The organism is Ruminococcus sp., assembly GCF_017549005.1.
Lineage (GTDB): Bacteria > Bacillota > Clostridia > Oscillospirales > Ruminococcaceae > Ruminococcus.
Map to the genome: position 1 here is coordinate 45,298 of NZ_JAFYYT010000047.1, position 26,566 is coordinate 71,863.

At 49.7% G+C, this 26,566-nt stretch carries 26 protein-coding genes; 11 read left to right on the forward strand and 15 right to left on the reverse strand.

Features of this window, described 5'->3' with window-relative positions; translation table 11 throughout:
- Positions 1 to 26: 26 nt before the first annotated feature.
- The 4 genes from IKW96_RS11850 (at position 27) to IKW96_RS11865 (ending at position 3,583) form a co-directional block, all read left to right on the forward strand.
- On the forward strand, positions 27 to 1,070 hold the full coding sequence (locus tag IKW96_RS11850) for a 3-methyl-2-oxobutanoate dehydrogenase subunit VorB (protein ID WP_296575369.1): 1,044 nt from the start codon (positions 27 to 29) through the stop codon (positions 1,068 to 1,070).
- Positions 1,070 to 1,843 carry a thiamine pyrophosphate-dependent enzyme gene (locus tag IKW96_RS11855; protein WP_072950984.1) on the forward strand — a complete coding sequence of 258 codons (774 nt, stop codon included), beginning with the start codon at positions 1,070 to 1,072 and terminating at the stop codon, positions 1,841 to 1,843. Before IKW96_RS11850 ends, IKW96_RS11855 begins: the two co-directional genes overlap by 1 nt.
- On the forward strand, positions 1,843 to 2,376 hold the full coding sequence (locus tag IKW96_RS11860; protein ID WP_296575035.1) for a 2-oxoacid:acceptor oxidoreductase family protein: 534 nt from the start codon (positions 1,843 to 1,845) through the stop codon (positions 2,374 to 2,376). Before IKW96_RS11855 ends, IKW96_RS11860 begins: the two co-directional genes overlap by 1 nt.
- A gap of 145 nt (positions 2,377 to 2,521) precedes the next feature.
- Positions 2,522 to 3,583, forward strand: a complete 1,062-nt coding sequence (locus IKW96_RS11865) for an alpha/beta hydrolase (protein WP_296575038.1) — start codon at positions 2,522 to 2,524, stop codon at positions 3,581 to 3,583.
- Between the two features lie 129 nt (positions 3,584 to 3,712).
- Here the strand turns inward: IKW96_RS11865 and IKW96_RS11870 are convergent, their stop codons facing one another.
- Together IKW96_RS11870 and IKW96_RS11875 are read right to left on the reverse strand one after the other, a co-directional pair.
- Positions 3,713 to 4,672: a hypothetical protein gene (locus IKW96_RS11870; RefSeq protein WP_296575040.1), complete on the reverse strand. Its 960-nt coding sequence runs from the start codon at positions 4,670 to 4,672 to the stop codon at positions 3,713 to 3,715.
- Positions 4,669 to 5,727, reverse strand: a complete 1,059-nt coding sequence (locus IKW96_RS11875) for a hypothetical protein (protein ID WP_296575043.1) — start codon at positions 5,725 to 5,727, stop codon at positions 4,669 to 4,671. Before IKW96_RS11875 ends, IKW96_RS11870 begins: the two co-directional genes overlap by 4 nt.
- A gap of 263 nt (positions 5,728 to 5,990) precedes the next feature.
- Here IKW96_RS11875 and IKW96_RS11880 point away from each other — a divergent pair, with 263 nt between their 5' ends.
- From IKW96_RS11880 to IKW96_RS11900, 5 genes are all read left to right on the forward strand, one after another.
- A complete protein-coding gene (locus IKW96_RS11880) occupies positions 5,991 to 7,358 on the forward strand; it encodes a citrate/2-methylcitrate synthase (RefSeq protein ID WP_296575045.1) in 1,368 nt (455 codons plus the stop codon).
- 115 nt (positions 7,359 to 7,473) lie between these two features.
- Positions 7,474 to 7,782 carry a hypothetical protein gene (locus tag IKW96_RS11885; protein WP_296575048.1) on the forward strand — a complete coding sequence of 103 codons (309 nt, stop codon included), beginning with the start codon at positions 7,474 to 7,476 and terminating at the stop codon, positions 7,780 to 7,782.
- Between the two features lie 37 nt (positions 7,783 to 7,819).
- A complete protein-coding gene (locus tag IKW96_RS11890; protein WP_296575051.1) occupies positions 7,820 to 8,836 on the forward strand; it encodes an aldose 1-epimerase in 1,017 nt (338 codons plus the stop codon).
- Between the two features lie 56 nt (positions 8,837 to 8,892).
- Complete coding sequence (locus IKW96_RS11895) at positions 8,893 to 9,573, forward strand: YbhB/YbcL family Raf kinase inhibitor-like protein (protein ID WP_296575054.1); 681 nt, start codon at positions 8,893 to 8,895, stop codon at positions 9,571 to 9,573.
- Positions 9,574 to 10,302, forward strand: coding sequence for a M48 family metallopeptidase (locus IKW96_RS11900; protein ID WP_296575057.1), 729 nt, complete (start codon positions 9,574 to 9,576; stop codon positions 10,300 to 10,302).
- 72 nt (positions 10,303 to 10,374) lie between these two features.
- On the opposite strand, the gene IKW96_RS11905 is transcribed toward IKW96_RS11900, so the two are convergent.
- Complete coding sequence (locus tag IKW96_RS11905) at positions 10,375 to 11,535, reverse strand: hypothetical protein (RefSeq protein WP_296575060.1); 1,161 nt, start codon at positions 11,533 to 11,535, stop codon at positions 10,375 to 10,377.
- A gap of 155 nt (positions 11,536 to 11,690) precedes the next feature.
- On the opposite strand from IKW96_RS11905, the gene IKW96_RS11910 reads away from it, so the two are divergent.
- Positions 11,691 to 12,560, forward strand: a complete 870-nt coding sequence (locus IKW96_RS11910) for an alpha/beta hydrolase (RefSeq protein ID WP_296575064.1) — start codon at positions 11,691 to 11,693, stop codon at positions 12,558 to 12,560.
- Between the two features lie 133 nt (positions 12,561 to 12,693).
- Here IKW96_RS11910 and IKW96_RS11915 read toward each other — a convergent pair whose 3' ends face one another.
- Together IKW96_RS11915 and IKW96_RS11920 are read right to left on the reverse strand one after the other, a co-directional pair.
- Positions 12,694 to 13,509 (reverse strand): response regulator, encoded by an 816-nt coding sequence (locus IKW96_RS11915; RefSeq protein WP_296575067.1) that lies wholly within the window; start codon positions 13,507 to 13,509, stop codon positions 12,694 to 12,696.
- Positions 13,490 to 14,806, reverse strand: coding sequence for a sensor histidine kinase (locus IKW96_RS11920; protein WP_296575070.1), 1,317 nt, complete (start codon positions 14,804 to 14,806; stop codon positions 13,490 to 13,492). The genes IKW96_RS11915 and IKW96_RS11920 overlap by 20 nt, the downstream gene beginning before the upstream one ends.
- A 775-nt stretch (positions 14,807 to 15,581) precedes the next feature.
- Between IKW96_RS11920 and IKW96_RS11925 the strand changes: the two genes are divergently transcribed.
- Positions 15,582 to 18,419, forward strand: a complete 2,838-nt coding sequence (locus IKW96_RS11925) for a dockerin type I domain-containing protein (RefSeq protein ID WP_296575073.1) — start codon at positions 15,582 to 15,584, stop codon at positions 18,417 to 18,419.
- A gap of 34 nt (positions 18,420 to 18,453) precedes the next feature.
- Here IKW96_RS11925 and IKW96_RS11930 read toward each other — a convergent pair whose 3' ends face one another.
- From IKW96_RS11930 to IKW96_RS11975, 10 genes are all read right to left on the reverse strand, one after another.
- The gene (locus IKW96_RS11930) at positions 18,454 to 19,392 is read right to left on the reverse strand and encodes a hypothetical protein (protein ID WP_296575076.1); all 939 of its coding nucleotides are present in this window, start codon (positions 19,390 to 19,392) and stop codon (positions 18,454 to 18,456) included.
- Positions 19,389 to 19,784 carry a hypothetical protein gene (locus IKW96_RS11935; RefSeq protein ID WP_296575079.1) on the reverse strand — a complete coding sequence of 132 codons (396 nt, stop codon included), beginning with the start codon at positions 19,782 to 19,784 and terminating at the stop codon, positions 19,389 to 19,391. Before IKW96_RS11935 ends, IKW96_RS11930 begins: the two co-directional genes overlap by 4 nt.
- Positions 19,781 to 20,191 (reverse strand): hypothetical protein, encoded by a 411-nt coding sequence (locus IKW96_RS11940; protein ID WP_296575081.1) that lies wholly within the window; start codon positions 20,189 to 20,191, stop codon positions 19,781 to 19,783. The genes IKW96_RS11935 and IKW96_RS11940 overlap by 4 nt, the downstream gene beginning before the upstream one ends.
- Positions 20,185 to 20,559 (reverse strand): hypothetical protein, encoded by a 375-nt coding sequence (locus tag IKW96_RS11945; RefSeq protein ID WP_296575082.1) that lies wholly within the window; start codon positions 20,557 to 20,559, stop codon positions 20,185 to 20,187. The genes IKW96_RS11940 and IKW96_RS11945 overlap by 7 nt, the downstream gene beginning before the upstream one ends.
- A 1-nt stretch (position 20,560) precedes the next feature.
- Positions 20,561 to 21,403: a hypothetical protein gene (locus tag IKW96_RS11950; RefSeq protein WP_296575085.1), complete on the reverse strand. Its 843-nt coding sequence runs from the start codon at positions 21,401 to 21,403 to the stop codon at positions 20,561 to 20,563.
- Between the two features lie 204 nt (positions 21,404 to 21,607).
- Positions 21,608 to 22,573 carry a hypothetical protein gene (locus tag IKW96_RS11955; RefSeq protein WP_296575087.1) on the reverse strand — a complete coding sequence of 322 codons (966 nt, stop codon included), beginning with the start codon at positions 22,571 to 22,573 and terminating at the stop codon, positions 21,608 to 21,610.
- Between the two features lie 15 nt (positions 22,574 to 22,588).
- Positions 22,589 to 23,722: a serine/threonine protein phosphatase gene (locus IKW96_RS11960; RefSeq protein WP_296575090.1), complete on the reverse strand. Its 1,134-nt coding sequence runs from the start codon at positions 23,720 to 23,722 to the stop codon at positions 22,589 to 22,591.
- 83 nt (positions 23,723 to 23,805) lie between these two features.
- Positions 23,806 to 25,029 carry a PBSX family phage terminase large subunit gene (locus tag IKW96_RS11965; protein WP_296575372.1) on the reverse strand — a complete coding sequence of 408 codons (1,224 nt, stop codon included), beginning with the start codon at positions 25,027 to 25,029 and terminating at the stop codon, positions 23,806 to 23,808.
- A 25-nt stretch (positions 25,030 to 25,054) separates the two neighbouring features.
- Positions 25,055 to 25,540 carry a terminase small subunit gene (locus tag IKW96_RS11970; protein ID WP_296575093.1) on the reverse strand — a complete coding sequence of 162 codons (486 nt, stop codon included), beginning with the start codon at positions 25,538 to 25,540 and terminating at the stop codon, positions 25,055 to 25,057.
- A 329-nt stretch (positions 25,541 to 25,869) separates the two neighbouring features.
- Positions 25,870 to 26,394 carry a TIGR04002 family protein gene (locus tag IKW96_RS11975; protein ID WP_296575096.1) on the reverse strand — a complete coding sequence of 175 codons (525 nt, stop codon included), beginning with the start codon at positions 26,392 to 26,394 and terminating at the stop codon, positions 25,870 to 25,872.
- Positions 26,395 to 26,566: the final 172 nt, after the last annotated feature.

Consider the following 26,566-nt stretch of genomic DNA (forward strand, 5'->3'; position numbering starts at 1 on the left):
GCTGTTTAGCTTTGGAAAGAAATCTTATGAAGGGTAACGAAGCGCTGGCAGAGGCTGCTATCAGAGCAGGCTGTAAATGCTTCTTCGGATATCCTATCACTCCTCAGACAGAGCTTGCCGCTTATATGGCAAAGCGTATGCATAAGGCAGGCGGCGTATTCTTACAGGCAGAGTCCGAGATCGCTGCTATCAACATGGTACTCGGAGCTGCTTCCACAGGCGTCCGTGCAATGACATCTTCGTCCTCACCCGGAATCTCACTCAAGAGCGAGGGCGTATCATACATAGCAGGTTCAGATCTTCCTGCTGTAATCATCAACGTAGAGAGAGGCGGCCCTGGTCTCGGCGGTATCCAGCCTTCACAGGCTGACTACTGGCAGGCAACAAAGGCTCTCGGCCACGGCGACTTCCAGCTTCTCGTATACGCTCCTGCGTCCGTACAGGAAATGGTAGACTACGTTGTAAAGGCATTCGACCGTGCCGACAAGTACCGTATGCCTGCAATGATCCTTGCAGACGGACTTCTCGGACAGATGATGGAGCCTGTTACATTCCCCGAGATCAATCCCGAGGCTTACGACAAGAGCGGCTGGGCTGCAAACGGACACAAGATGAAGAGAGAGCACCACATCATCAACTCCCTCTACCTCAAGCCCGACGAGCTCGAGAACTCTATCCTCGAGCGCTACAAGAAGTACGATATCATCAAGGAAACAGAGACAGAAGCTGAGCTCTATCTCACAGAGGACTGCGATATACTGGTATGTGCATTCGGCGCAACAGCAAGAGTCGTAAAGTCTGCTGTAAACGACGCAAGAGCACAGGGCATCAAGGCAGGTCTCTTCCGTCCCAAGACACTGTGGCCGTTCCCTGTAAAGGAGATCAACGAGGCTGCAAAGAACGCAAAGAAGCTTCTCAGCGTAGAGATGTCAATGGGACAGATGATAGACGATATCAAACTCGCTATCAACTGCTCAAAGCCTGTAGAGTTCTTCGGAAGAACAGGCGGCGTTATCCCTTCACCTGCTGAGGTGCTGGGCGAGATCAAGAGAATGGGAGGTGCCCTCTGATGGCTGTAGTATTTGAAAGACCAAAGTCGCTCATCGACGTTCCTACACATTACTGCCCCGGCTGTACACACGGTATCGTACACAGGATACTCTGTGAAGTTATCGACGAAATGGGCATAGAGGGCGATACTATAGGAGTATGTCCTGTTGGCTGCTCCGTTATGGCATATGATTATTTCAACTGTGATATGATCGAGGCTGCACACGGACGTGCACCTGCTGTAGCAACAGGCGTAAAGCGTACAAACCCCGACAAGTTCGTATTCACATATCAGGGCGACGGAGACCTCGCAGCTATCGGTACTGCCGAGACAGTTCACGTTGCAACAAGAGGCGAGAATATCGTCGTTATCTTCATCAACAACACTATCTACGGAATGACAGGCGGCCAGATGGCTCCTACAACACTTCCCGGACAGGTAACACAGACAACACCTTTCGGAAGAAGCCCCGAGCTTGCAGGCTATCCTGTAAAGGTATGCGAGATGCTCTCACAGCTGACAGGTACTGCATATGCAGAGCGTGTTGCAGTTGACAGCGTTCCTCACATAAAGGCAGCCAAGAAGGCTATCCGTAAGGCATTCGAGAACCAGAAGGCAGGCAAGGGCTTCTCTATCGTAGAGGTTCTTTCGACTTGTCCCACAAACTGGGGTCTTGCACCTCTTGACGCAATCAAGAGACTTCAGGACGAAATGATCCCGTACTATCCTCTCGGCGTATACAAGGACGTAGAAGAGGGAGTATTCCCCAAGACAGAAGGAGGTAATGAGTAATGGCTACTACAGAGATCCTTCTTGCAGGCTTCGGCGGACAGGGTATCCTTTTCGCAGGAAAGATCCTTGCATACTGCGGACTTATGGACAATAAGGAGCTCTCATGGCTCCCTTCATACGGTCCTGAGATGAGAGGCGGTACCTGCAACTGTTCAGTTACTATTTCCGATGATCCTATCGGTTCACCTCTTGTACTCACACCGCATCTTCTTATTGCAATGAACCAGCCCTCATTTGACAAGTTCGTAAGCTGTGTACGTCCCGGCGGCAAGGTGTTCTTCGACAGCACCATGATCGAGCCCGAGACAGACAGAACAGATATCGAGCTTTACGGTATCCCGTCACAGCAGATGGCTGATGACAATAACCTCAAGGGCGGCTCAAATATCATACTTCTCGGCAAGCTCCTCAAGGAGACAAACATCTGCTCGCTTGAGACAATGCAGAAGGCTATCGAGAAAGTCGTACCTCCCAAGAAGGCAGCACTTATCCCCAACAACTTCAAGGCTATCGACCTCGGCATGAACGCATAAGATAAAAAGGCTATCGGAAAACCGATAGCCTTTTTTGCAGGGGCGCACAGTCAATTGACATCAACTTCCTTTTATGTTATAATATGTACACTATGCCGCATAAAACGGCAAATACAAGGACATGAGACATAAAGGAGAAAAGGATATGGGAGTTGTCAGGAAGATTTTTAAGGTGATAGGAAGAATACTGCTTGTACTGCTGATACTTATAGTTATCGCAATAATAGCAAGCTTTATTTATCAGAAGATCGCGCAGAAAAAGGACAGGGAGCTCCTTGAAAGGGATGGCTTCAGCCACCTGTACGACGCAGGCGACTATAAAATGAACATCAACATCTACGGCGAGGGCGAGAACAAGATAATCGTTATGCCCGGCAACGGTCATGCGGAGTTCACCGTGGACATGAAGAAGTTTTCGGAGCACCTCAGCGACGATATAAGCCTTGTGGTCGTTACCCGTCCCGGGTACGGGCTTTGCGGAGAAACAAAACATGACGTCACGACCGAGTACATAGTTGACAGCACACGTACCGCACTGAAAAACGCAGGAGTTGAAGCTCCATACATACTTATGCCTCATTCCCTCAGCGGAATCTACGGCACCTACTGGGAGAACACCTATCCCGACGAGGTATCGGGAGTTATCTTCCTTGATTCCGTCAATGAAGCATACCCCGAGCTGACCGACGAGGAGCTTAAAGAGACTACTTCGGGCTTAATGTTCGGCGTCACTAAATTCCTGTACAAATCAGGCGTTTTAAGAGCTATAAACGATATCACAAGCAAAGACAGCTCCGATGAATACGCAAAGGACGCAAATGCACTGTTTGCACTGAATCCGCCTGCATTTTCAAAGTCTCATATCAGCGAGATGAAGAACTTCAACAGTAACATGAAAACAGCATGGGCTTCCATAAAGTCCAACGATATCCCGAAGATATACATTTCCACCAACTATCAGACAATTCAGGACGTAAGGGACTACCTGATGTTCATGGACGGCGAAGTTGACGAAGCCAAGGCGCAGGAATGGTTCGGGGACGAGCAGTCGGACAGAGAGATGGAATACCGCACAAACAGAAGCAAATACATTGAAAAGGTAGGCAACTGCAAGGAAGTGAATATTTCCGGAAGCCACTTTATCTACGAGCAGAAACCCGATGAGGTGGCAAAGGTCATAAAAGAATTTGCTGACAGCATAAAATAAAAAACGGACAGGTATATGCGTGATACTCGTAAAGAAGTGTATATGGGACTTATCGGGGGAAAGGTTATCCCCCGAATAAATCTCACAAATACTTCTCTGTGCGTAACACACATATACCTGTCTCGTTTTTTATCTGTGATGAACGTGATGGCCTACGCTGCCGCCGTGATGGCCGCCTCCGCCGTGAAATCCGCCGCCCCTGCTTCCGCCCGAGCTGCTTTCAATTCTTGTCTTTGTGGTGTGAGTTCCCTGGAATATATCCGCATTCTGCGTGAGGTTTATCGCGTCGCTTGCAAGATATATCCTCGGGTTGGTCTTGCTCTTGAACTTATAATTATGCTTTGAGACAAGATAGATAATAAGCGTTACAAGAGCACCTATAAGCTCAGAAATGATAAGGACCACCCATTTTTTTGACGGAGGAGCGCTTTTTGTGACAAATGTCTCGCCGTTTTTCATATATACATAAACGGGCGGGTCTGCTGTAGGCTCGTGGAAATAGCTCTCTCTCGGAGTGCTTGTGTTGTAGTAGTCCACATAATAGCAGAACTTCGAGATAGCCTCGCCGATCTTTTTAGGGTCGAGGGGCTCAGAGGAGCTCGACGAGGGGAGGTACGAGTCGAGCAGACTGAAAATGCTGTCGCATATTGAATCCGTAAAAATAAGATTAGTCCTTGCGCTTGTAGCAATATCGTCAGATGCAGGACTTTTGCCCGATATGTCAAGATAGTACAGAATGCCGTCGGTATTTTCGCCGAAAACGCTGTTCAACTCATTTGTTGTGAAATTGCATACCATATCGTCAGTGTAATGGCTCCTGCTGCTGTCGGGTAGGAACACGAGGATATTCATATTGTTTTTCCTTGCACACTCCTGTATCTCGTCATTGAGGGACCACAGCAGTGACTGGTCGCCTGCAAAGAGCCCGTGCTCGTCGATGATACCGGACTTTGAAATATCGTCGTCCGAAAAGCCTTTATAGAGGTTTTGAGAGCTTGTATTTGCTACAAACGAATCAAAGAGGAACAATCCCACTATCAATGCGACTATAGTGATAAAGACTGTCAGTGCTGAACCTGCTTTTTTCATATTGTGAAAGCACCCCCTATAAACATACCTGCGAGGGCGACTGCAGCCCCTATGATACCGCTGACGAGCGCCAGCTTCGGCTTTGACAGAGGCGGAGTGCCTGCCAGCTTTCCTGTCTGACCGTTGATAGCAAATTCATACACCTTGCCCTTGTACATATAGGACATGAACCATACAGGGAGCATGGTGTACTTCCAGTCTGTCTGCGAAATATTGTAGTTCTGTGCAAGGGGAGTAACAGTGGTATAGCCTGATATGCTTTCCTTTATGAGGGAAGAGCACGCCTGAGTGGAGCGCTCGCGTATCCTCGGGAATACCTGTTTCTTGTCCACGTCGTACTTGTCGGCAAAGAAGCCGCTGAGGTAGGACATGGAGAAGTCCTTGAGGTCCTTGTAGTCGAAGGGCTCGATAGCCTCCATGAGTAGGTCGTCTATTTTAGTCTCGCCGTCTGCGGGGACTCCGCGGGTGACGAGATTGCCTCTGCGGACGATGTGGTAGGTGCTTGTTTCGGTATATCTGTAATTGCCCGATGTCCAGTGGCGGACCTTCTTGCCTGTAGCGGAGTAATCCACATTGATATGGCAGTCCGCTATCCAGAACGGGACATAGAGGCCCGTGAGCTTTTCAAGCTGCTGTTCGGACTTGAAGTCCTTGGGAACGAACAGGCGCTTGCCTATCCATTTCTTGAAGTCGTCGATAGCGTTTTCTCTTGTGAGCTTGAAGCCGATGACCTTGTCCGGCTTGAACTCGCCTCCCATTTTTCCTGCGAGGATAACGGGATTGTGGCAGTAATAGCAGAACGTAGCGGTCTGCTGGTCGTCAGCCATTATCTCGGCGCCGCAGCTGTCGCAGCGGTACAGATGGGTGTGGTTCTCGAAGTCCTCCTTGACCTGCACAGCCTCCTGAGGTATGCTGTTCTCGGTTTTGGCGCAGAGCTTTCTTATCTCTTCGACAGTAAACGAACTGAGGCAATACTCGCAGGTGAGCTTTTGCTGCTGCGGGTCGAATTTCAGGTCTGCACAGCAGTTCGGACAGGTGTACTTAACTGATTCCAATAGCCTATCTCCTTTCCTCAGCGCATAAAGCGCGGAAGTAACCCTAAAAATATCATGTATCGGCACTGACCGACAAATATATATTAACATATTCCGCTGTTTTTTTCAAGAGAAAAGAGTCAATATTTACAGCTTATTAATCAATGTTCCCGAAAGTATAATGCATATGGTTTTATACTTGACAAAAAAGGCGAAATCACGTATAATTGTAGTACATACTATTGTCAGTAAAAAACGCAGTAAAGAAAGGGATGACGATACCGATGAGATACAAATTTTCAGAGCTTACCCCCGAAATAATCCACCTTGCAGATATGTCACTGGAGGGCTACAGGATAGACCCGGAGCTTTACACACAGTACGACGTAAAACGCGGACTCCGCGATATAAACGGCAACGGAGTTGTGGCAGGACTTACTAATATCAGTACGATAAAGGTCCTTGAAATAGGCGACGGGATGCCGAATCACGGCGACGGCAAGCTTTATTACCGCGGAATAGATGTAGAAGATATCGTCGCAGGCTTTATAAAGGAAAAGCGTTTCGGCTACGAGGAGACCGTGTACCTCCTCCTTTTCGGAAAAATGCCATCTGAGCATGAACTCATGGAGTTCAGGAAGATACTTGCGGAGTTCCGCGAGCTCCCGTCCAACTTCATGAGAGATGTTATCATGAAAGCTCCCACGGACAACATGATGAATACCCTTGCCAAGAGCGTCCTTGCGCTGTATTCCTACGATGACAAGGCTAACGATATATCCATACCGAACGTACTGCGTCAGAGCATAGAGCTCATAACACTGTTCCCCGTGATATCAGTGTATGCATACCACGCCTACAATTACGCAAGGCTTGGCGGGGACCTGTTCATACACAGTCCGAGGCCCGAGCTTTCCATAGCCGAGAATATACTCTATATGCTCCGCGAGGACGGAAAGTATACCGAGCTGGAAGCGCGTATACTCGACCTTGCACTGGTGCTCCACGCAGAGCACGGCGGCGGAAACAACTCCACCTTTACGGTGCACGTCGTATCGTCCTCGGGAACGGATACCTATTCAGCCATAGCAGCTGCGCTGGGCTCGCTGAAAGGACCAAAGCACGGCGGAGCCAATATCAAGGTCGCAATGATGTTCGACGACATGAAGGAGAACGTGAAGGACTGGACGGACGAGAAAGAGGTAAAGGACTACCTCCGCAGGCTCCTTCACAAGGAAGCCTTCGACCATTCGGGACTTATATACGGCATGGGACACGCTGTATATTCCCAGTCCGACCCGAGAGCAAAGGTATTCAAGAGCTTTGTTGAGTCGCTCAGCTCCGAAAAGGGCAGGCACGATGAATTTGCCCTGTATTCGCTGGTAGAGCTTCTTGCCCCGGAGGTCATCGCCGAGGAGCGCCGCATATACAAGGGAGTATGCGCCAACGTTGACTTCTACAGCGGATTTGTATACCGTATGCTCGGCATACCCGACGAGCTGTTCACTCCCCTGTTCGCAACATCAAGGATAGCAGGCTGGTCAGCCCACAGAATAGAGGAGCTCATCAATTCCAACAAGATAATCCGACCTGCGTACAAGGCTATATCGCCTATGCGCGAATATACCGACATGGAAAACAGAATGGACTGATACAGCTATGAAAAGCGGAGTACTGGCAAAATCATTCTTAATGTGAATGACATTCCCTGGGATAATATATCTGGCGGCAGGAGCTATTGATGTTATCACAAAGGAAGACATATATATGGTCCTCATTTTCCTTGAGGGACTGTGTCTTCTTGTCCTGCCGATATTCTTCCATGACAGGGAGGAAAAGCTGAAGAAACAGTTCCCCACAAAGCTTATCGCTCCCGCATATCTGATAGGCTATGCGGTAATTGTACCTGTACTTGTTTTTATTACTGATTCGCTGGATATGTATAAGCTTTTCGGTCACTATTTCCTTGCAGGTATCAGTCTTACCATAATGCTTATCATACTTGCAGGCGGCTTTGTCTGGGCAGTTGTGATCCGCGTGATAACTGCCATAGTAAACGCGGTAAAAAAGAGATAAAAAACATATTTTTATTTATAAAAGGATTGTGATTAACATGAAGAACACAGCAGAATTATTTGAATGGAAGGGCACTACCTGCGTAAAGCTAACTGCAGGCGGCTATGAAGCATGGGTAGCAAACGAGATAGGCTCCAACGTTATCCGTTTCCGCGACAACGAGAACGGCATCGAGTTTTTCCGCTTCAACCCGAAGAATACAGCCGACGCTATAAAGAAGTCGCCCGAGGTATGGGGACTTCCCACGCTGTATCTTCCCAACCGTTTTGCGGACGGAGTGCTCAGAGCCTCAGACGCTGTGTATCAGCTCCCCGTAAACGAGAAAGAGCCCTACAACAATCACATTCACGGATTTCTCCACAAGAGAGTCCATGAGGTGCTGGAGTTCAGCTCCGACGACAACTGTGCATGGGTAAAGACGAGATACGTCTACGATGAGAAGGACGAGTTCTTCGAGTTCCTTCCCGTAAGATTCACTGTAGAGTACACATTCACTCTTTCCGAGCAGGGACTCGAGCAGAATATCCGCTTCATGAATACTGACGGAGTAAAGATGCTCCCCATGTCACTTGCTTCGCATACCACTATCAGCGCACCTTTCGTTGACGGCGGCAAGGAGGAGGATATCCGCCTGACAGTGCCGATAGGCAAGCGCTGCGAGCTCAACGAGCGCTGCCTGCCTACTGAGCAGCTGAAGGTACCGAATATGCACGACCTCGAGTACAGGAACGGCTCGAAGCACCCTGTATTACAGGTAGTCGACAACGAGATGTACATAGGCGAGTGCACGAAGCTCGACGGCGAGGACTTCCACGGCATTATCGCAGAGGACGTTGCCAGCGGCAAGAAGATATGCTACGAAGTATCGGAGGAGTACGGCTTCTGGATAATCTGGAACGACCGCGGCTTCAATCACTTCTTCTGCCCCGAGCCCATGACAGCAATGATAGACGCACCGAATCTCAGGCTCCCTGCTGATGTAACGGGCTACCGCGAGATAAAGCCCGGCGACACATTCGAGACCCACGAGAGATTTTTCACCAAGCTTTCCTGACATAACACGACTATACGCAAAAACTATCATACAATAATTGCAAGAGGAGATGCAGCATGAAAAGCATTAAATTTACCGCAGCGATACTTGTCGCGGTCACGCTCTGCCTGAGTGCGGGCTGCTCGGAGGATAGCGGCAGCACAGAGCCTCAGTCCGCAACTGCTTCTGCCACCGATATACAGGTGACAGAGGAGGAGACCGAAGCAGAAACGGCTACGGAAGCTGACGGGAATGCGGAGGAATGGGCTTACACACTGACAGCCCGGAACGCAGACCAGCTGGATATCAGCAAGCTTACGCCGTTTGAGCTCAGCTCAGACGACCTTCACGACGGCGTGTGGGACAGCGACATAACCAACACAAAAAACGGCACCAACCGTTCGCCCCAGCTCTCATGGGACGCAGTTGACGGAGCGTCCTGCTATGCTGTATATATGGTAGATACAGGAACTACAGGCGTCAGCTCATGGATGCACTGGAAGTCGCTTACAGAGGAGACCTCTCTCCCTGCAGGCTGGGCTCCCAAGGAAGAATATGTAGGACCATATCCCCCCGAGGGAACTCACGTTTATGAGATACTTGTATTTGCAATGAAGCAGCCCCCCGAAAAGCTGAAAGGCGCATTCGACAACTCAAACGAAAAGCTTCTTGAAGCCTTCAAGGTAATGGACGGCGAAGAGGGCGGCAACATCATCGCCTGCGGACACATAAAGGGTACATATACTCACGGAGAATAAATGGCGAATTCAAAGGAAACACACACCGTTCTGACGTCTGACGGTGCACAGGATTACATATTGGAGCGAAAAAAAGTAAAGAACATCAATCTTCGCGTAAAGCCCGACTGCACGGTATACGTATCCGCGCCTGACGGAGTGACTGTACGTGAGATAGAGAGCTTCATACGCTCCAAGAGCAGATATATCAGACGCGCGACCGAATATTTCCGCACCCGTCCGCAGACGGAAAAGGCGGAGATGAAATATATAAGCGGTGAAAAGATAAAGCTCCTCGGCACAGACGTGGAGCTGAAAATAGTGCAGGACTTCAAGGAATACACAGAAAGGGACGGCTCAAGGCTGTTTATCCACGTAAAGGACAAGGACGACGCGGAGCGCAGAAAGAAGCTGTATAATGCATGGCTCGAAGAGATATGCAGGGAGATATTCACCGAAGTGATGCACGATGTGCACGAGAAGTTCGGAGAGTACAGCCTGCCTTTTCCGCAGCTCAAGCTTCGTACAATGACCTCGCGCTGGGGCAGCTGTCACCCGATGAAGAAGATAATAACGCTGAACAGGCGTCTTATCGAAGCTCCGCGGCACTGTATCGAGCAGGTCGTTACCCACGAGTTCTGTCACTTTGTACACCCCGACCACAGCAAGGATTTTTACGCGCTTCTGCAGCGTATGTACCCCGAGTGGCGCTACAGCAAAGCAGTCCTCGAAAGCACGGTTGTATTATAACAAAAAGCCATAAGGAAGTATCCTTATGGCTTTTTTAGCGTACAGTTGCATCTCCGCAGGCGATACAGCTGCTTATTCTTCTTCAATATTTGTTTCACAGATACTGCCCTCAAAGCAGTCAGCCATAGTTTGGCGGAGCTCGTCGAGGCTTTTGCAGCCCTCGCAGATAACATCGCCGACCTTGAAAGCGTCACCGTAAAAAGAGTCGTAGAACTGCGAATAGCTCGGGAACACGGCTTTTTCCGCCGGAAACTCCCCGTTTTTGCTGTTATCGGGCGTGAAAACGTTGAGGAAGTACGTAAAATAGTAATAATCGAGGTTCTCACCATGCTTTTTAGCGTCACTGCCGCTCTTTATATCGGAAGTGACCCTGTAGACGTAGCAGAGGGCGTTCCTGCCCCATTTTGCAGTATTTTCCGCAGGAGTATAGAGCTCAGCACCGAGAAGCTCCACATCGCAGAGCTTCTTATCCGCCCACGAAGCTCCGAGCTTTCGGAGCTCCTCCTGAGCGTACCCGTCCATTCTCTCATAGGAAGCCTTGCTGATATCGCCGAGCTTCTTCACGTACACGGGAACACCGCTGACGGTATACGCTTTTTCAAAGCATTCGGGAACAAATCCCTGCCCGAAGCATTTTTCTGTCGTTTCTTTTTCACTGGCGCCGCCGAAACGGACTTTTATCCTGTCTCCGTTGCTGAGACCGCTGGTATGCCTTGCAGTAAAGGAGACGTTCTTTACAGGCAGTCCGTCGGCATTAAGTATCAGCTCACCGTTTGGCTCGACTCCCGAATATTCAAGATTGAGGAAATCGAAAGGGTCGAAGCGCTCTGCTTCCCTGAGGTCGCATACGGTGATCTCCTTGTCCGAAAGGGCGAGCCTTATTTTGTATGTATTCTCCAGTTCTTCCACGCCGCTCCTGTCCCACCTGAAGGTGATGACATCGCCGTTTGAAAGCATTGAATCCTTGTCGGGAGAACCGCTGATACACTCCGCAAGCTTTTCAGCCGCACGCTGTATACTTTCCCTGTCGTCGGGGTCTTTTATGCCGAAAGCGCGGAGATTGTCCGTGACGATCTTCTCGTAATCCATGTCAATGTCCGCAGAAGCTGCGGTGTCAAGGCCGCTGAAGCTCAGTCTGAGGTAATTGTTCAGGTCGATGTCGGCTCTTCCACAGCTGACAAGAACTGCCGCTGCAAGCAATGGAGCTGACAGTTTCAGTATTATCTTTTTCAAAGTTAAGCTCCTCCGAAAAACGCGAAATATTCGTTTTACACGGAATATATTATACCACTTGACGCACCGCCAGTCAATACGCACCTTGACAGGTGAGCGAAAGACTGGTATAATTAATGCACACTAAATAAAAAGCAGGCCGAAGGAGGGATATAATGTCGTTAGGCAGCTATTTATTCAGAAAAATGTGTACCAGAAGCGATACCGCAAGGGACAGCGGACTTACCACACCTGCGGAGATAGAGCGCTTTGACGATATAAAATACGGCAGCGACCCGAAGTGGAACCTGCTCGACGTTTACCGTCCGAAAGCTGCGGCAGGCAGAAAGCTTCCCGTAATTGTGAGCTTTCACGGCGGCGGCTGGGTCTACGGAGACAAGGGCGTGTACCAGTATTACTGCATGGAGCTTGCAAAGCAGGGCTTTGCCGTTGTGAACTACAGCTACCGTCTTGCGCCGAAGTTCCGCCACCCTGCGCCATTTGAGGACACGAACGAGGTATTCGCATGGCTTATGGAAAATGCCGCGAAGTACGGCTTTGATACTGACAATATCTTTGCAGTCGGCGACTCGGCAGGAGCGATGGGAATAGCGCTTTACGCCTGTATACTGACCTCTGCGGACTACGCTGAGAAGTACAGCTTCAAGCCGCCGAAGGGGCTTACAATAAAAGGACTTGCCCTTAACTGCGGAATATACGACGCTGAGCATTTCTGCACGGTAAAAACTCTCCGTGACTACCTCCCTAAGCGCAGCAGCGGAGATACACTTGCAGACCTCACGGTAATAAAGCACGTAACGAAGGACTTTCCGCCGAGCTTTATAATGACGGCGAACTGCGACCACCTGAGGAGCGAGTCGCCGCTGCTCGAAAAGGCATTGCAGGAGAGGGGAGTTCCCTGCGTATTCAGGGAATACGGCGACGAAAACACGCAGCTGTATCATGTATTCCACTGTAATATAAAGACCCCCGAAGCCGCACAAGCCAACAAGGACGAGTGTGATTTCTTCAGATCGTTGATATGACAAAATGCCCGAAAGTGTTTATTTCGGGCATTTTTTAACATATGATCCCAAAGGGTCCACAACCTTTGGTCAGGTCAAGGGTGACTCCCCACATACGACAGACGCCTTGCAGGTGAAGGCGCCTCCGTAGAATTCAGAATTTATACCCAAGGGTTTTTATTCTTTCTGCCGAGTCGCTTATCTCAGCCCATGAGTAGTCTATCATATACTCGCCGTGATAGGTATTGAAAGCAGCGGTATCGCCTGCGAAAAGGTCATACAGGTCGCAGTCCACAGCCTCCTTGTTCACAAGTATCTGACGGTTCTGTTTGATTATGACGTTATGGAATCCGGCGTTTTCGATATCCTTTATGAGGTCAGAGACATACTGGGATATCTTTTTTGAGGTAGGTCTGTCGAAGTCCTCCACCTCAAGAACGTCCGCGGCGATCTCCTTGCTTGTTACGGGGTAGCCGCACTGGTCGATGAGGTAGGCGAAGATCTCCTTTGAGATAGTCCTCGAGAACTTCATAGGCGAGTCGTCCTTGCCGAAAACGCGGAAATTTCCGAAGGTACGTATTTTCAGCTTGTCGCTGTTCTTGTCCTCGGGCTGGGTGGTGTATCTGAAATTATTGAACTCGTTGCGGATATCCTCTTCCGTGTAGGGTTTCATGATATAGCCGCTGGGTCGCATCTGTATAGCCGCAAAGGCGTATTCGGAATAGCTGGTAACAAATACGATATTGCACATAGGCGAGTGTTTTTTGAGCTCGATAGCCACCTGTATGCCCGACATCTGACCTATTCTGATATCGAGGAATGCGGCGTCAAAGGGCTCGCTGTTGTCGTATTCCATGAACTGCGACGGCCTGCGGAACGAGACTATCTCCGCCTCGGGGCAGACCTTGTGCAGTGTATCTACAAGAAGCTGTAATGCGAAACGTTCATCATCAATTGCCAGAATTTTCATCGTGGATCTCCTTTGGAATAAGAATAGTACATTCTGTTCCCTCGTCGGGAGCGCTCTTTATAATGAGTTTGCCTCCGCACTCGTCGTAAAGGCGCTTGCGGACGTTGAAAATACCGATATGGCTTCCGTCCAGGTCTTTAAGGGTGTTGACGTCGAAGCCGCCGCCGTCGTCCCTGATTATGACCTTGTGGAACTCCTCCGTTTCCTCGGTGGAGATACACACTGTTCCGCAGCCGCTCTCGGACCTGTTGATACCGTGCTTAACGGCATTTTCCACGAGAGGCTGTACAGTCAGTACAGGCAGCATGAAGTCGATATCGTTAATGTCGAAAACAATGTCAAGGTCCTCGCCGAATCGTATTTTTTCCAGCGAAAGGTAGACCTTTGTGTGTTCTATTTCCTCAGTAATGGGAACGAGGTTCTTGTGGCTCATGGCTTCGAGGTTCTTTCTCAGGAACTTTGAGAAGTCGATGAGAGCCTTTTTTGCCTGAGAAGCGTCCTTATCGCAGAGATAGGTTATGGAAGTCAGGGAATTGTACATAAAATGGGGCTGTATCTGCGATATCATGAGCATACGCTTACTTCGCTCAAGCTCGAGCTCGCTGGTTCGGAGCTTTATCTTCATCTCGCTCTGATAGATAGCGACGAGATAGAAGTAGTATATAATAACGTCGAGTGCAACGATCTCGTCCATAAGGTCTTTAACTTTGCCGGCCGCCTCAAGGTAACATTCCGCAAGAGTAAGGAAAACGATGAATATGACCGTGGCACCCTTGCTCATTTCCTTTTCCTTGATGAAAAGGATAGAGTACCTCATGAGCAGAAGCAGATATATCATACCCACAAAGTAAGGCAGCATCATCAGAGGCCCGTCAGCGCAATCAAGGTGCTTGTTGTATCTGAATATTATACCGGGCTTTGCGATATTGGCTATCTCCGAGATTATGCAGACGACCTCGGGAATGAATATGATATGCTTCTTTTGCACAGGAGCTATCAGGAGAAGCTCCACATAGGCTATCAGCGGAAAAAGAATATGCTCGGTAGCCGTACGCAGGTTAAAAAGTGTCAATACCACGTCGCGGCTGTAGTTTCGTTCAGAATCATATCCAAACAGCATGAACCAGTCCCTTATACCTGCATTTACGACAATGACCGAAAGCATGATGACAATGGCTATAACATGATCCGTACCGTAAGGACGTTCCCTGCGGTTTTCAATGAGCATTATTATGATACCGAGAATAAGCGCGACAGACAGTAAATTCAATTGCAGAAATTCTGAAACCAATTTCATTGAAGCGACACCTACTGAATCAAAATAAATATATAATAACATTATATCACATTCTGCACTGTTTGTAAAGCAAAAACAGAACATTTTTTGTGGGGAATTTCAAAATTGAAGCACCTTTTATCAGCTAACAGCCGTGCAAATATCCAAATATTGCCAAAAAGCGTCATTTTTGACGCCGGAAAATAAGTAATTTTTTTGTTGAACCATGTGGAACAGCCTATGATAGAATATATTTCGGGATATGATATGTATATATCGTGAATGTAGGAAGGGAGCCGGACGCTGCAGTCGTGAAGGAACTGGGGGGAAAACAGTGCTGATCAGGTTGCGTACCGATCAAAACGGGCTGTGGTGTCTGCCTTCTCTACTACTCTGAGGTATGTTTTATTAGCAGATTCCACGCTTTCCGCAAAGAAAAAAGGAAAGCGCTTATAATGAGATCTTCAGATGTCATATGTTTCATTGCTCAACACTCTCGCGCAGCCGAAAGGCTGCGTATTTTTTTTGCCCGTAACATTACGATACTGTGGCAACTGTATAGAAATCCTGTACCTTCTATACATTTACCACAGCATATCCGCAGTTTCTCGGGAATTAGAGAAATGATTATTTTTGCCTTCTGCAAAATAGTATTCTCATTATATCCTATAGTGTCATAACGCCGAAAACGCCTTGACACCGTACATTTAAAATGTTAAAATAAAGTCGAAAAACAGGCAAGGATAAAGAATTGGGAATACGAACATAAACATATAAAACAGAAAGGAAAAGAACAATGAAAGCAATGAAAAAAGCACTGGCAGGTCTTTGTGCACTGAGCATATGTGCAGGCTGTTCTTCCGCTATAGGCACACCGGAAAGCAGCATAGGCACAGCAAATGCAGCCACATCGAGCATTGCCGACAAAATGGAATGGGGCACCCTCAAAATAGGCGGAGGCGGCTTCGTTTCGGGAATAGTTACAGGCAGGAAGGCAATGTATGCACGTACCGACGTAGGCGGAGCATACAGATTCAACTATGATACCGACAGCTGGGAGCAGCTTCTCGGCTTCATCGACGAGGACGACCGCGGTCTCCTCAGCGTTGACGCAATGGCGATAGACCCTACAGACGATAATACGGTATATTTCCTCTGCGGCTGTGCATACTTCTCAGCTGAAAAGACCGTTATCTTCAAGACAACCGACGGCGGCAAGACCTTCGAGGAGATCGACGTTACCGATATGATACAGGTACACGGTAACGGAAACGGCAGACAGACAGGCGAGTCCATAGCCGTTGACCCCGACGATCCCAAGACCATATACTGCGGCGGCGACGTATACGCAGGCGACTCATGCCTTATCAAGTCCACGGACGGCGGCAAGACATGGAAGTCTGTAAAGAGCTACGGCGACCTCGGGCTCTTCAAGCACGAGATAAAGTGGCCTACATGGGGCTCCAATATGCGTCATGCCCTTACAGGCGACGAATACTACGCTCAGAACGGTATCGCCTGCATCTACATCTACGGCGGCAAGGTATACGTAGGAGCTTCCACAACAGGCAAGAACAGCGTTGTTGTCGCTGATGTGAAGGACGATAAATTCACGGATATCAGCGGCGACCTTGACTCCAAGAACTATCCCGGAAGGATCACAGGCGACGGCAGGGGCAATATCTTCTTCGCATTTCAGGGAGCTGTCCAGGTCGGCAGCGGCGGAACCTCGGGCAGCGTAAAGAAGCTCGACTCAAAGACAGGCACTGTTACCGATATATCGCCTCTCGCACATCTCTATAACCCGGGAAAGGACGCTATGGAGGCGGCAGGACAGGGCGGCTACAGCGGCATAAGCGTTGACCCTGCAAATCCCGATCATATGGTATCTTCGACCTGCGGACTCTTCGCAAACGCTCAGCTCTGGGGACCATGGACAGACGAGCACGGTCCGTGCTGGGGCGACAAGTTCTTCCGCTCCACAGACGGCGGAAAGACATGGAGAGAGATATCTCCCGGTTATTCGCCGAACTGGGGACAGGATCCCCTTGCGGATTACCTCTCAACAGGCGGCTATGACTGGATATACGACAAGGCTATCCACTGGGTAGGTTCTTACGTTATCGACCCTGTAAATCCCGACAGGACCTTCTCCACATCGGGCAACGGCGTATTTGCCTGTGATAATACATGGAGCGATCTTCCGCAGTTCCACTTCCAGCCCGACGGCATAGAGGAAGTTGTTTCCCTTGACTTTGTAAGCACCGCAGACGGACTTGATCTTTCCGCTATCGGCGACTACGACGGATTTGTACATCAGTCCGTTGACGGTATACCTCCTCAGTACAATCCGAACATGGGCTCTACCTCTGCAATAGCAGTATGCCCTCAGAACACAGACGTATGGGCAAGAACTGCCAACGGCGATACAAACAACACAGGCAGCGGCTACTATACCCTTGACCGCGGCAAGACATGGAAGGTGTTCAAGCCTGCCTGCACAGGCGGAAAGCTCTCCATAACCGAGCTTTCAAAGGGCAAGTACAGAATAATCAACACAAGCGCAACAGGCAGCGTTTCATATACCGACGATTTCGGTGCAACATGGAAAACAAGCGAAGGAATTAAGGGCTCAAAGGGCGTGTACACTCTTGTTGATCCCGAGAATCCTGCTGTAGTTTATGCATCGGGCGCTCAGCACAACGACTACTGGTCATCGGATATGACCAAGACTGAGCCTACATACGACGAGTCCCACTATTCCTACTTCATCAGCGAGGACTACGGCGCAACATTTACCGAAACACGTATCTGCCCGTACAACTGGGAACTTTCATGGAAGTTCGAGCATACAGGCGACCTTGCTTACCTCGGAAAGGGCACAGTTGCTCTTGCAGGTGCAAATCACGGTGTTTATATCATCTCCGACAAAGGCAAGACAGTCAAGCACCTTGAGAACGTTGCGTATGCCAAGTGCATAGGCTACGGCGCTCCCGAGAAGTCAGGCGGACTGAACACACTGTTCATCTACGGAAAGCCCGAGGAGTCCGACAAGGAAGGCATTTACCGTTCAACAGACGGCGGCGCTTCATGGGTTTGCATAAATACAGACCACCTCTATGGCGGCACAGGAAACGGAAACTACCTTGTAGGCGACCTTGACGAGTTCGGAAAGGTTTATATGTCAACTGTCGGCTGCGGAATAGTTTACGGACAGCTTTCGGACGGCAAGACAAAGCCTCCCGTAACCACAACGACTACCACAAAGCCCGTAACTACCACATCAAAGACTACAACTACAACAACGACCACAACTTCAGCGGCAACTACAACGCCCTCTGTTTCGACTACAAAGCCTGTTGTTTCAACAGCTCCTTTCGGGTATGACAAGGACTATAAGGCAGGCGACGTAAACTGTGACGGCGCGATAGATATGTCCGATGCAGTACTGATAATGCAGGCTCTTGCCAATCCGAACAAGTACGGAGTTGACGGCAGGGACGAAAAGCGCATAACAGCGCAGGGTGTGAAGAACGCAGACGTAAGCGGAAAGGACGGTATGACCACAGGCGACGCCGTGACCATACAGAAGTATCTGCTCCGTCTCATTCCCGAGCTTCCCGAGACAAAGTAATAAAATAAAAGTCGGAGCGTTGGCTCCGACTTTTTTATGCATTGGGGCTTATATGCGGGAACTTATCCCTGTAAACGCCCACCTCTGTAAAAATACCCTTGCTGCTGCCGCGGATAGTGACCGAACCTACGCGCTCGGAGCTTACACTGTCGAAGCTGACGATATCGCAGAGGTCCTCGCCGTGATAGCCGTTATAGGAGCAGAAAACTCTTTCCCTGCCGCGGAAGTCGTATTTATCGCGGTAGACAAGAGCCTGCTGAGGGGCGTAGAGGAAGCGCATATCCAGGTCGAAGTACTTGTGACGGACGATCTTCAGATCCGAAACGTCGCTGTCGCTGAGGTCGAAATTGCCGTAGTCGCCGTTGATATCAGCCATGTGGTAATCGCTGCCGAGTCTGCTGTTTACGTGTTCTATGCCCGTGGAAATGAACTTCTCACCGCTGTAGTCAAAGGTGACAGGAGTCGTCACGGGGCTCATCATAACGGTATTCGTACCCCTTATATACGGGTAAGTGCCCCTGCGCTTGTAGGTGAGATTTGCAGCCGCGTCCCACATTGAGGTATTGGGCTTCACGTAGATATAGCTGCTGTTGTCGGAGTCGTTTTCGTGGAAAACATATGGGAGGGTATAGAAGTCCTCCATGAGCATATTGAAGGAGATGTTCATTTTCAGTCCCGGTTCTATCTGGTTCTGACAGAGCAGGGAAGTAAAGCCGCGAGAGCTTATGGAAATAAAGCGGCAGTTTCCTTTTTTCTCCTGTTTTACGCTGTCTATGAGACCGTGATGAACGGGGAAACCGTTTACATTGAGAGTGATCTCCGCAATATTCGGTATTTTGGGTGAAGAAGTGCAGATATGCGCCGTAAGAGTCGTATAAGGCGTGTACAGGTCTTTGCTGAAACTGAAGGAAAGTACGTTGCTCTGGGTATAATAGGCGCCGTCCGCAGTTCTGAGGATAATATAGACGTTCATGCTCCATTGCTCCTTATTATGGTATCGGAAGTGACGAGAGTAACGGTGACGTCAGCCCAGTCGCCGCCCTTGCTGTCGAAGCTGTAGCTGAGCATACGGCAGGAGGGGAATGTAAGTCCCGTGAAATCCACGATAAACGCAGAAGCTGAATGTACCAGCTGATTGAAATTGAGTATGAAGTCCTCGGGAGAGTCCTCCGTGCATACTCTGCCGTAAAAGACGAGCCTTGTGCTCCTTATGGCGTTTTCGGTGACGACGGTATTCCCGTCGACAGTGGACTCCTCATTGATGTTCCTTGCCGAAAAAGCGCGGAAGCGCTCGCAGTAAACGGTGATACCGTTGATGTTTACGGGCTGTGCTTCGCGGTGTGAAAGCTCTGTAACAGTGCTCATAGGTTGCTCCTTTCGGCGGAGGTTATGCCGCTTGCCGCTATCCTCACGGACAGGACAAGGCGCCTGATATTATTGTCGAACTTCACGCCCATTTTGCTGAGAGTGCAGGTAAGTCCAGACATATCGAAGACAACGGGCGCGATATCTGTATCGTAGTAGTCATAGAGCTCCGTCATGGAATAGCTGTCGGGAGCTGCCACGGTAAGCTCTATTTCCGCCTTGAAAGGTATGTACACCTTGTACTGCGAGTAGATAGGCTGCGAGGACTCAAAGCTGTTTATGCCCACAATGGTAAAAAAGCTGCTGCCCTTGCGGTCAAGAGCTCTTGCGTCAAAGGCGCTGTAAACGGGGGATACCTGATTTTCTGCGAGTTTTTCGATGATATCGTCGATGATTTCCCTTAACATGAGATCACGTCCTCTCCGCTTGAAAAGCTGCTGAAAATGAAGTTTTTAGTGTAAATAAGGTCGCTGCAAAGTGAAACATAGTCCCTGAGGAGTCGCTTTGAGTAGTCGTAAGCCGTATTCTGCGATTCCTTCAGGACCTTGCCTGCGTAGGTACACTCCGCGCGTTCTCTTGCTGCGAATATCTGCTGCAAGCGGTAAAAGGCGACAGCGGCGCTTAGAAAATTGAGTCGCAGGTCGGTATTGTCGGCGTCGGGCAGGAGCATACTGCCTGTTTCGTAGATAGCGAGGTCGATTATCTGATAGTACTCGATGCCGTTGTGAGTTCCCGTAAACAGTTCAAAGATCGCGGTAACAGTCTGCCTGTCCATATTATCCCTCCTCTTTCATTGAGAACATATCCGTTGTTTCTTCTTCTGCCGCCGAAGTGTTGAGCTGTACCTCCGCGCGGCTTTTTCCGCACTGCTTCTCAAAGGCTTTGCGGAGAGCTATGAGCTGCTGAGTATCGAGGTTCGCAGCCGAAAGTGAAGCAATGTCCGCGGCAGCTCTTCCACCCGAAAAATAGGCGAGTTTTCGTATATCGCGGCGGAGCTCCTCATCGGCTGCGGAGCTTGTCTGAACAGCCTGAGCCTTAACGGTATCGGCTTCGCTGTACTTTTTGGTAACTCCTGCGTTTACCTGTGCAGGTACGGCGACAAAGCTCCATTCATAGGCGTCCGTGATGTCATCGAGGACGGTGTGGCAGAGCTGACCGCCGTACTTTCTGCCCTTGATATGGGAGCATGAGGCGGTATTCTTATCGCAGCCGCAGACCGAGCAGATACGCTTTGCGGCGGCGCAGGAAATGCTGACCTCCTTTTTTATGCCGCCGTCTATCTCGGCGATGAGGTTTTTGTTTTCGTCGGTGCGGACCATGTAAGCCATAGCCCTGAGGTATCTGTAGGGCTTGCCGTAGGCTGTGCTTCGGGAGCTGTCCGTTATGAGCTCCGTATCGAATATACGGGCGTTCTGATTTGCGGCAGCTGCCTCGTGGTCGAAAATGCCTGTTTTGCCGATAAAGCGTTCTTTCAGTGCTTCGAGAGCTTCATCGGAGAATCGCTCGCAGTCGCGGTCGATGTCGTTGTCGCAGAGAATGACCGAAAAGACGTAGACCTCGTCTTCGCTCAGCTTTCTGCGCGTGAAACGGTTTATCTTGTCGAGAATAATATTGTTCATGGTAACTCCTTTCAATTGTAAAAATGACCCATGACAAAGGGATTCCAAAGAGTTCACGACCCTTTGGTCAGGTCAAGGACTGAAAGTCCTTGTGGGGTGTGAGTCAAAGCCCAGCAATGGTAAATTCACAAAACAGTCCGGGGGAATGTTTTGTGAAGAGGGACGCCCTGAAAGAGAGGGCGTCCCTTATCAGGGAGCGAAAAATCATTCCCCGGCCGATACTGTAAGCACCTTTACTGCGTCGGGAGTTATCCTTCTGAAGCCGCAGGTGATAGATACGGTCATCTGGTCGAGCTGACGGTCGATGAGCTTGTCCGTTTCCATTACAAGGTCTGTGCTGGTGATGAACTCCAGTGCGAAATCGTGGTCGATACCGATAACAGTATCGCTGTCCACAGCCGAGGTCTTTACGAGCTCAGAGCCGAAGGGGAGAATGAGCTTTCCGTCCGCATTCGCAGAGCAGTCCTTGAGCTGCTCCATAGCAGCTATCTTTGAAGCAAGCTCGGGGGAAGTGATGACAGTTGTCATGTCAAAGCAGTCGAACTCGCCGTAGAGCTTTGCAAGGTCGTCATAGGTAAGTGCGGAAGTTGTTATAGGAGTAAGGTCGTCGATAAGGACATCAACAGCTTCCTTGACTACCGATACCGCAAGTCTTACGCCTACGCTTCTGAGCATTACGCCGAAAACGTCAAGTCTCTGCTGACGTATAGCTTCGTATGAAGCGCTGATAAGTCTGCCGAACTTGGAGAGCACTGTGGCTGTAGTACCCTCTCTTACGGTAGCCTCGGGGAGCTGAACTGCCTGAGCAGTAGATGTATATGTCTCGGAGTCGTCAAGGACGCAGCCGAGATACTGGCTGCTTGAGCATACGGTCTTTGCGGCGCATACCGACTTGAGAACGGTCTCGTTGAAGCCCTTTCTTATGCAGCGTGTGACGAATTCGGGGAAGAGAACGGCAGTTTCCGTTGTGGAGAAGAACTTCTCGACGCAGTCGCAGTCCTGACCGTTTATCCTGATATTGAAGCGCTTGAGCTGTCTCTCGAAAGCGTCCAGCTTTTCAAGGGGAGTCCCTGCATATGCAGAAGACGGGTCAAGCTCCTCGAGAGCTGCTGTGAATGATTTTCCGCTGAGATTGTAAAGTCCCTTTTCAAGTTTGATATCGTTATACATATTCGTACCTCCATGTTATACATTTTTTTCAAGGCGCATTTCAATTTCGCGCGCCTGTGCGTTTTTCAGCCTTGCCTCCGCAAGGGCTGTTTCGTCCTGCAGATTGATGTTTTCCCATTCTACAGAACAGGTCGCCTCCGAACCTGTGGAAGCGAGAAATGCGTTTCCCACATCGCATATCACGGGTGTGAGAAGCCTGCGGTAGTACTCCAGCTCAGAGGTGAGTATATCAGCCTGCTGAGAGGACATACGCTCCGTTGAGCTCCAGGAGAGACCCAGCAGGAACGGCGGTATTGAGAGCTTTGCGATGAGCTGCTCGAGTATCTGCCTTACGGGCACATTGGTATCGAAAAGCTTGTTGTCGGCTCCGATGACCTTTATATCAACGTCGCCCACCGCAACAAAGTCCTTGACCTGTCCGTATTTTGCCGAGTTCATGCCGTCAGCCCATTCACGGGCTATCTGCTGAGCTCTTTCACGGGTATTAAGCATATCTCCTGCTTCTCCCTGGGGCTTGTAGGTCACTGCGTAGCGGACATTGCCTGCGCGGTCGTAGTTCTGACCGATACATTCGTATATCCTCATGAGGATCCCGCTGAGTGACGGCAAGCCGCGGAGAACGGAGTGACCGCCTGTAAGTGATGAATAGACTATGCGCTCGGGATGAGCGACCTTACGGAAACTTCCGTCGGGAGCCTTTATACTGTAGCTCCTGCTGAACGGGTCTGCCCCCGAAGCTATGCGGATACGCGATATATCGCCGTTCCACAGACCTGCAATGCGCTGACAGGCGTTGTCTGTGACTATCTCGCCCACAGCGCTGCCGTAGGTGATGAGGCTGTCGAGGAAATTATCCGCGAAACAGCCTACAGACCGCCCTGTAAGCCCTACAGGGACGTTTTCGAGAAAGCTGTCGAGCTCCTGCTGACAGCTCTCGTCCGAGCACTTTACCCGAAATCCGCCTGTGAGCCTGATTATCTTCATTATGGCAGCGTCTATGATAGGAACTGCGTATCGCAGCCTGTCGTAGAGCTCCTTTTCGCAGGGGTGAACTGCCGCAGGCAGGGAAAATCCGCAGCCGCCGCTTCTCTGCGCGCTTACAAGCTCAGGAACGGGTCGGGGAGCGCTTTTCTTCTGAAAAAGCTTCATTTTTTCTCCTTTCGTGTTTTATTCAAGGGCGTTTTGCAGCTGCAAATGTCTGCTTTGCCGCGCACGGCTTTGGAAAAACGCCCTTACTGAACTGCGTTCTGTCGTGAGACGGACAGTGCGATAAAGTCGCAGGCGTCCTGTCTGCCGAAGATATCCGCCGCAAAATAGCGCATATCGTCCATTGCATGGTCGTTTTCCTTTATGGGAGCGTCCGTGCCTGCCTTTTCATTCCAGCTGTACAGCGTGAACTCGCGGAGTATATCGCGGCAGCTGCTGCTGAATTTCAGCTTCTCCTGTTTAAGGGCGGAGCTAACAAGGCGTATGCCTGATATGACGTCGTTATCTGCCTTTGTTACGCGGAATTTTCCGTGCCTGCGTATGCACTCGATAAAGCTTGCCGCCGACGGATCGACTATCACCTTTTCGATAGTCCTGCCGCCTGCGAGCTCTTCAAGAGCGGAATAGTGCTCCTCGTCGGTCCGGGATATGCCCTCTCTCCGCGAGTCGTAATAGTACTCCCTCAGGCGGTACCATACTCCGTCATGAAGTCCCCACAAGCCGAAAGATGAGGGATTGACCGTTCCGTAGTCGCAGGATATCACGTATCTTTCGCAGTCGATATCACCGCTGAATACGTGCCTGTTCTCGCTGAACATGGGGTAGACGACACCCTGTGAGGGCGTCCATTTGCCAAGTATGAAACGGTCGTAGAAGGTACCCGAATACATACGCTCATAGCGCTTGCGGACGCTGTCGGAAAGCGATGGATTGTCCGCCATTGTAAAATGAAGATAGAGTGCGTTTTTTGCTTTCAGCTTCTTTATCCACTCGGTGTAGAACCAGTGGGAGGGATTGTCGGGATTGCAGTTGAACCACATTTTCGAGCCGCTCACAGAACACCTTGCAAGAGCCTGTTCCACGAAGGAACGCGGCATAAGTGCCACCTCGTCGAAGAATACTCCTGCCAGAGTCATACCCTGTATCAGTGCGGCGGAGCTTTCGTCCTTGCCGCCGAAAAGGTAGACCCTGTTGGTCCTGCCAAGAAGAGTGATGTCGAAGTAGTTTTTGCTGACCTTTTCACTTACGATGAAGCCGTTGCTTTCAAGCATGGGGAGCAGAGGCGTTATGACGTTTCTGCGGAGAGATGTGATGGTCTTGCCGCACATTGCGAATGAGCAGCCGTCAAAGCACTTGCCTGCCCAGAACATGAAACCGAGGGACATGGAAAGAGTTTTTCCGCTCCTTACGGCTCCGTCGCAGATTATCGCGTCGCGTCTGCCGTAATCACGCATATTCCACCATTTCATGGCAAGCCGCTGCTTCGGTGAAAACTCAGTTATCGTCAAGCTCCTCACACTCCTCGTCTGCGGAAAGCGCCTTTATAAGGCTTTCCGCCTTGCTTCGGTCGCTGAAAGCATTTTCCAGCTCGAACAGCTTTTCAAGAGCTTTAAGCCTGTCGAAAAGCTTCACCTCAACTCCGCCGCCTTTTACACGTTTTATCTCGGACACGTTGAAAAGGTCGAGCCTGCCGATAACATCGGGCGGTGGCAGCTCGTCTGCGAAAACCAGATATACCGCGTCGGAGCAGCTCCCGAATGCAAGTCTTTTCAGTCCTGCGGCTACGCTGCCGCCGTCGCTGAGAAGCTGGCGGAGCTGCGATATAAGCTGTCGGCATTCCTCGGTCTTCATCAGCTCTATGCTCCCGGAAAGGGCTGTTTCACGGGGGAAACCTGCCCTTACTGCGGCTTCCTCGGCATTGCCGAGTATAACATAATTGCAGCAGAAAGCGTTGAGCTTCGTTTTTTGATCTCTCTTCAAATGAATAAGACCTCCTTTGATTTAGTCTGAACAAAACGCTGTTCATAAGGGGGCTGAAATGGGCCCAAATTAAACGGAAAACCGTTTAATAAGGAAAAAATAATTTTCAGTTTCGTATGGGTGCATAATTATGAACATATGTTCTTGTGAAGAACTCACAAAGCACAGATTAAATCATCGGACGTTTAAGCTGGACGGTTTTTTATTTTTTGGACGTTGAGAACGCCGTCCCCTACAAAAAATTGATGTATAAAAATAAAAAAGGACGACTAATAGTCGTCCGCACATTATAATAAGTATAAAAAAGGACTGCCGAAGCAGTCCTAATATCATATGCGCTTTTTCAGTCCCGATTTGTCAAATGCAGCCGCTGTTGCTATGAAAAGTACAGAGCTTGCAGCTACCTGTATGGCGTAAAACGGGGTCTGGCTGAATGCCGCTATTATTGCTCCCTTATTGAAGCCGCCTGCCATGACGGTTCCCTCATAGAGGCTGTAGCCGACTACGCAGACTATGAGAGAGGGGAGTATTCCCAGTATGTTCCGCAGAGTGAGTATCTTTTCGCTCTTGTTCGTGAAAAACAGCGCTGTTACGGCTTTTATCACTATGGTCGCAGGTATCCACACAGGAAAGCCCGTAAGACCGTCCGCAAGAGCTCCGCCTATCATTCCTGCCGCTACTGCGTAGGGCGTGGGGAGCATACAAGCCGCTAAATAGATAAATCCGTCGCCTGCATGGGTGTAGCCTGCACCTGTGGGTACGTGAATATACGCTGTAAATACGAATATCAGCGCCGAAAACAGTCCTGTCAGGACTAAACGCTTTATCTTGTCATTCTGAGCTGTCCGTGTCATTGATAACCGCTCCTTTATCTACTAAATTCCTATGTATTAGGTTGAATTTATTATAGCACGGTATTACGTATTTTTCAAGCGCAATTATGCACAATCTTTGTGAGCGTCAACTGCGTTTTTGTGGTGCGGGTGACGTATAGGGGGAGGCTTTTACGGGGTATAGGTTTTTCTT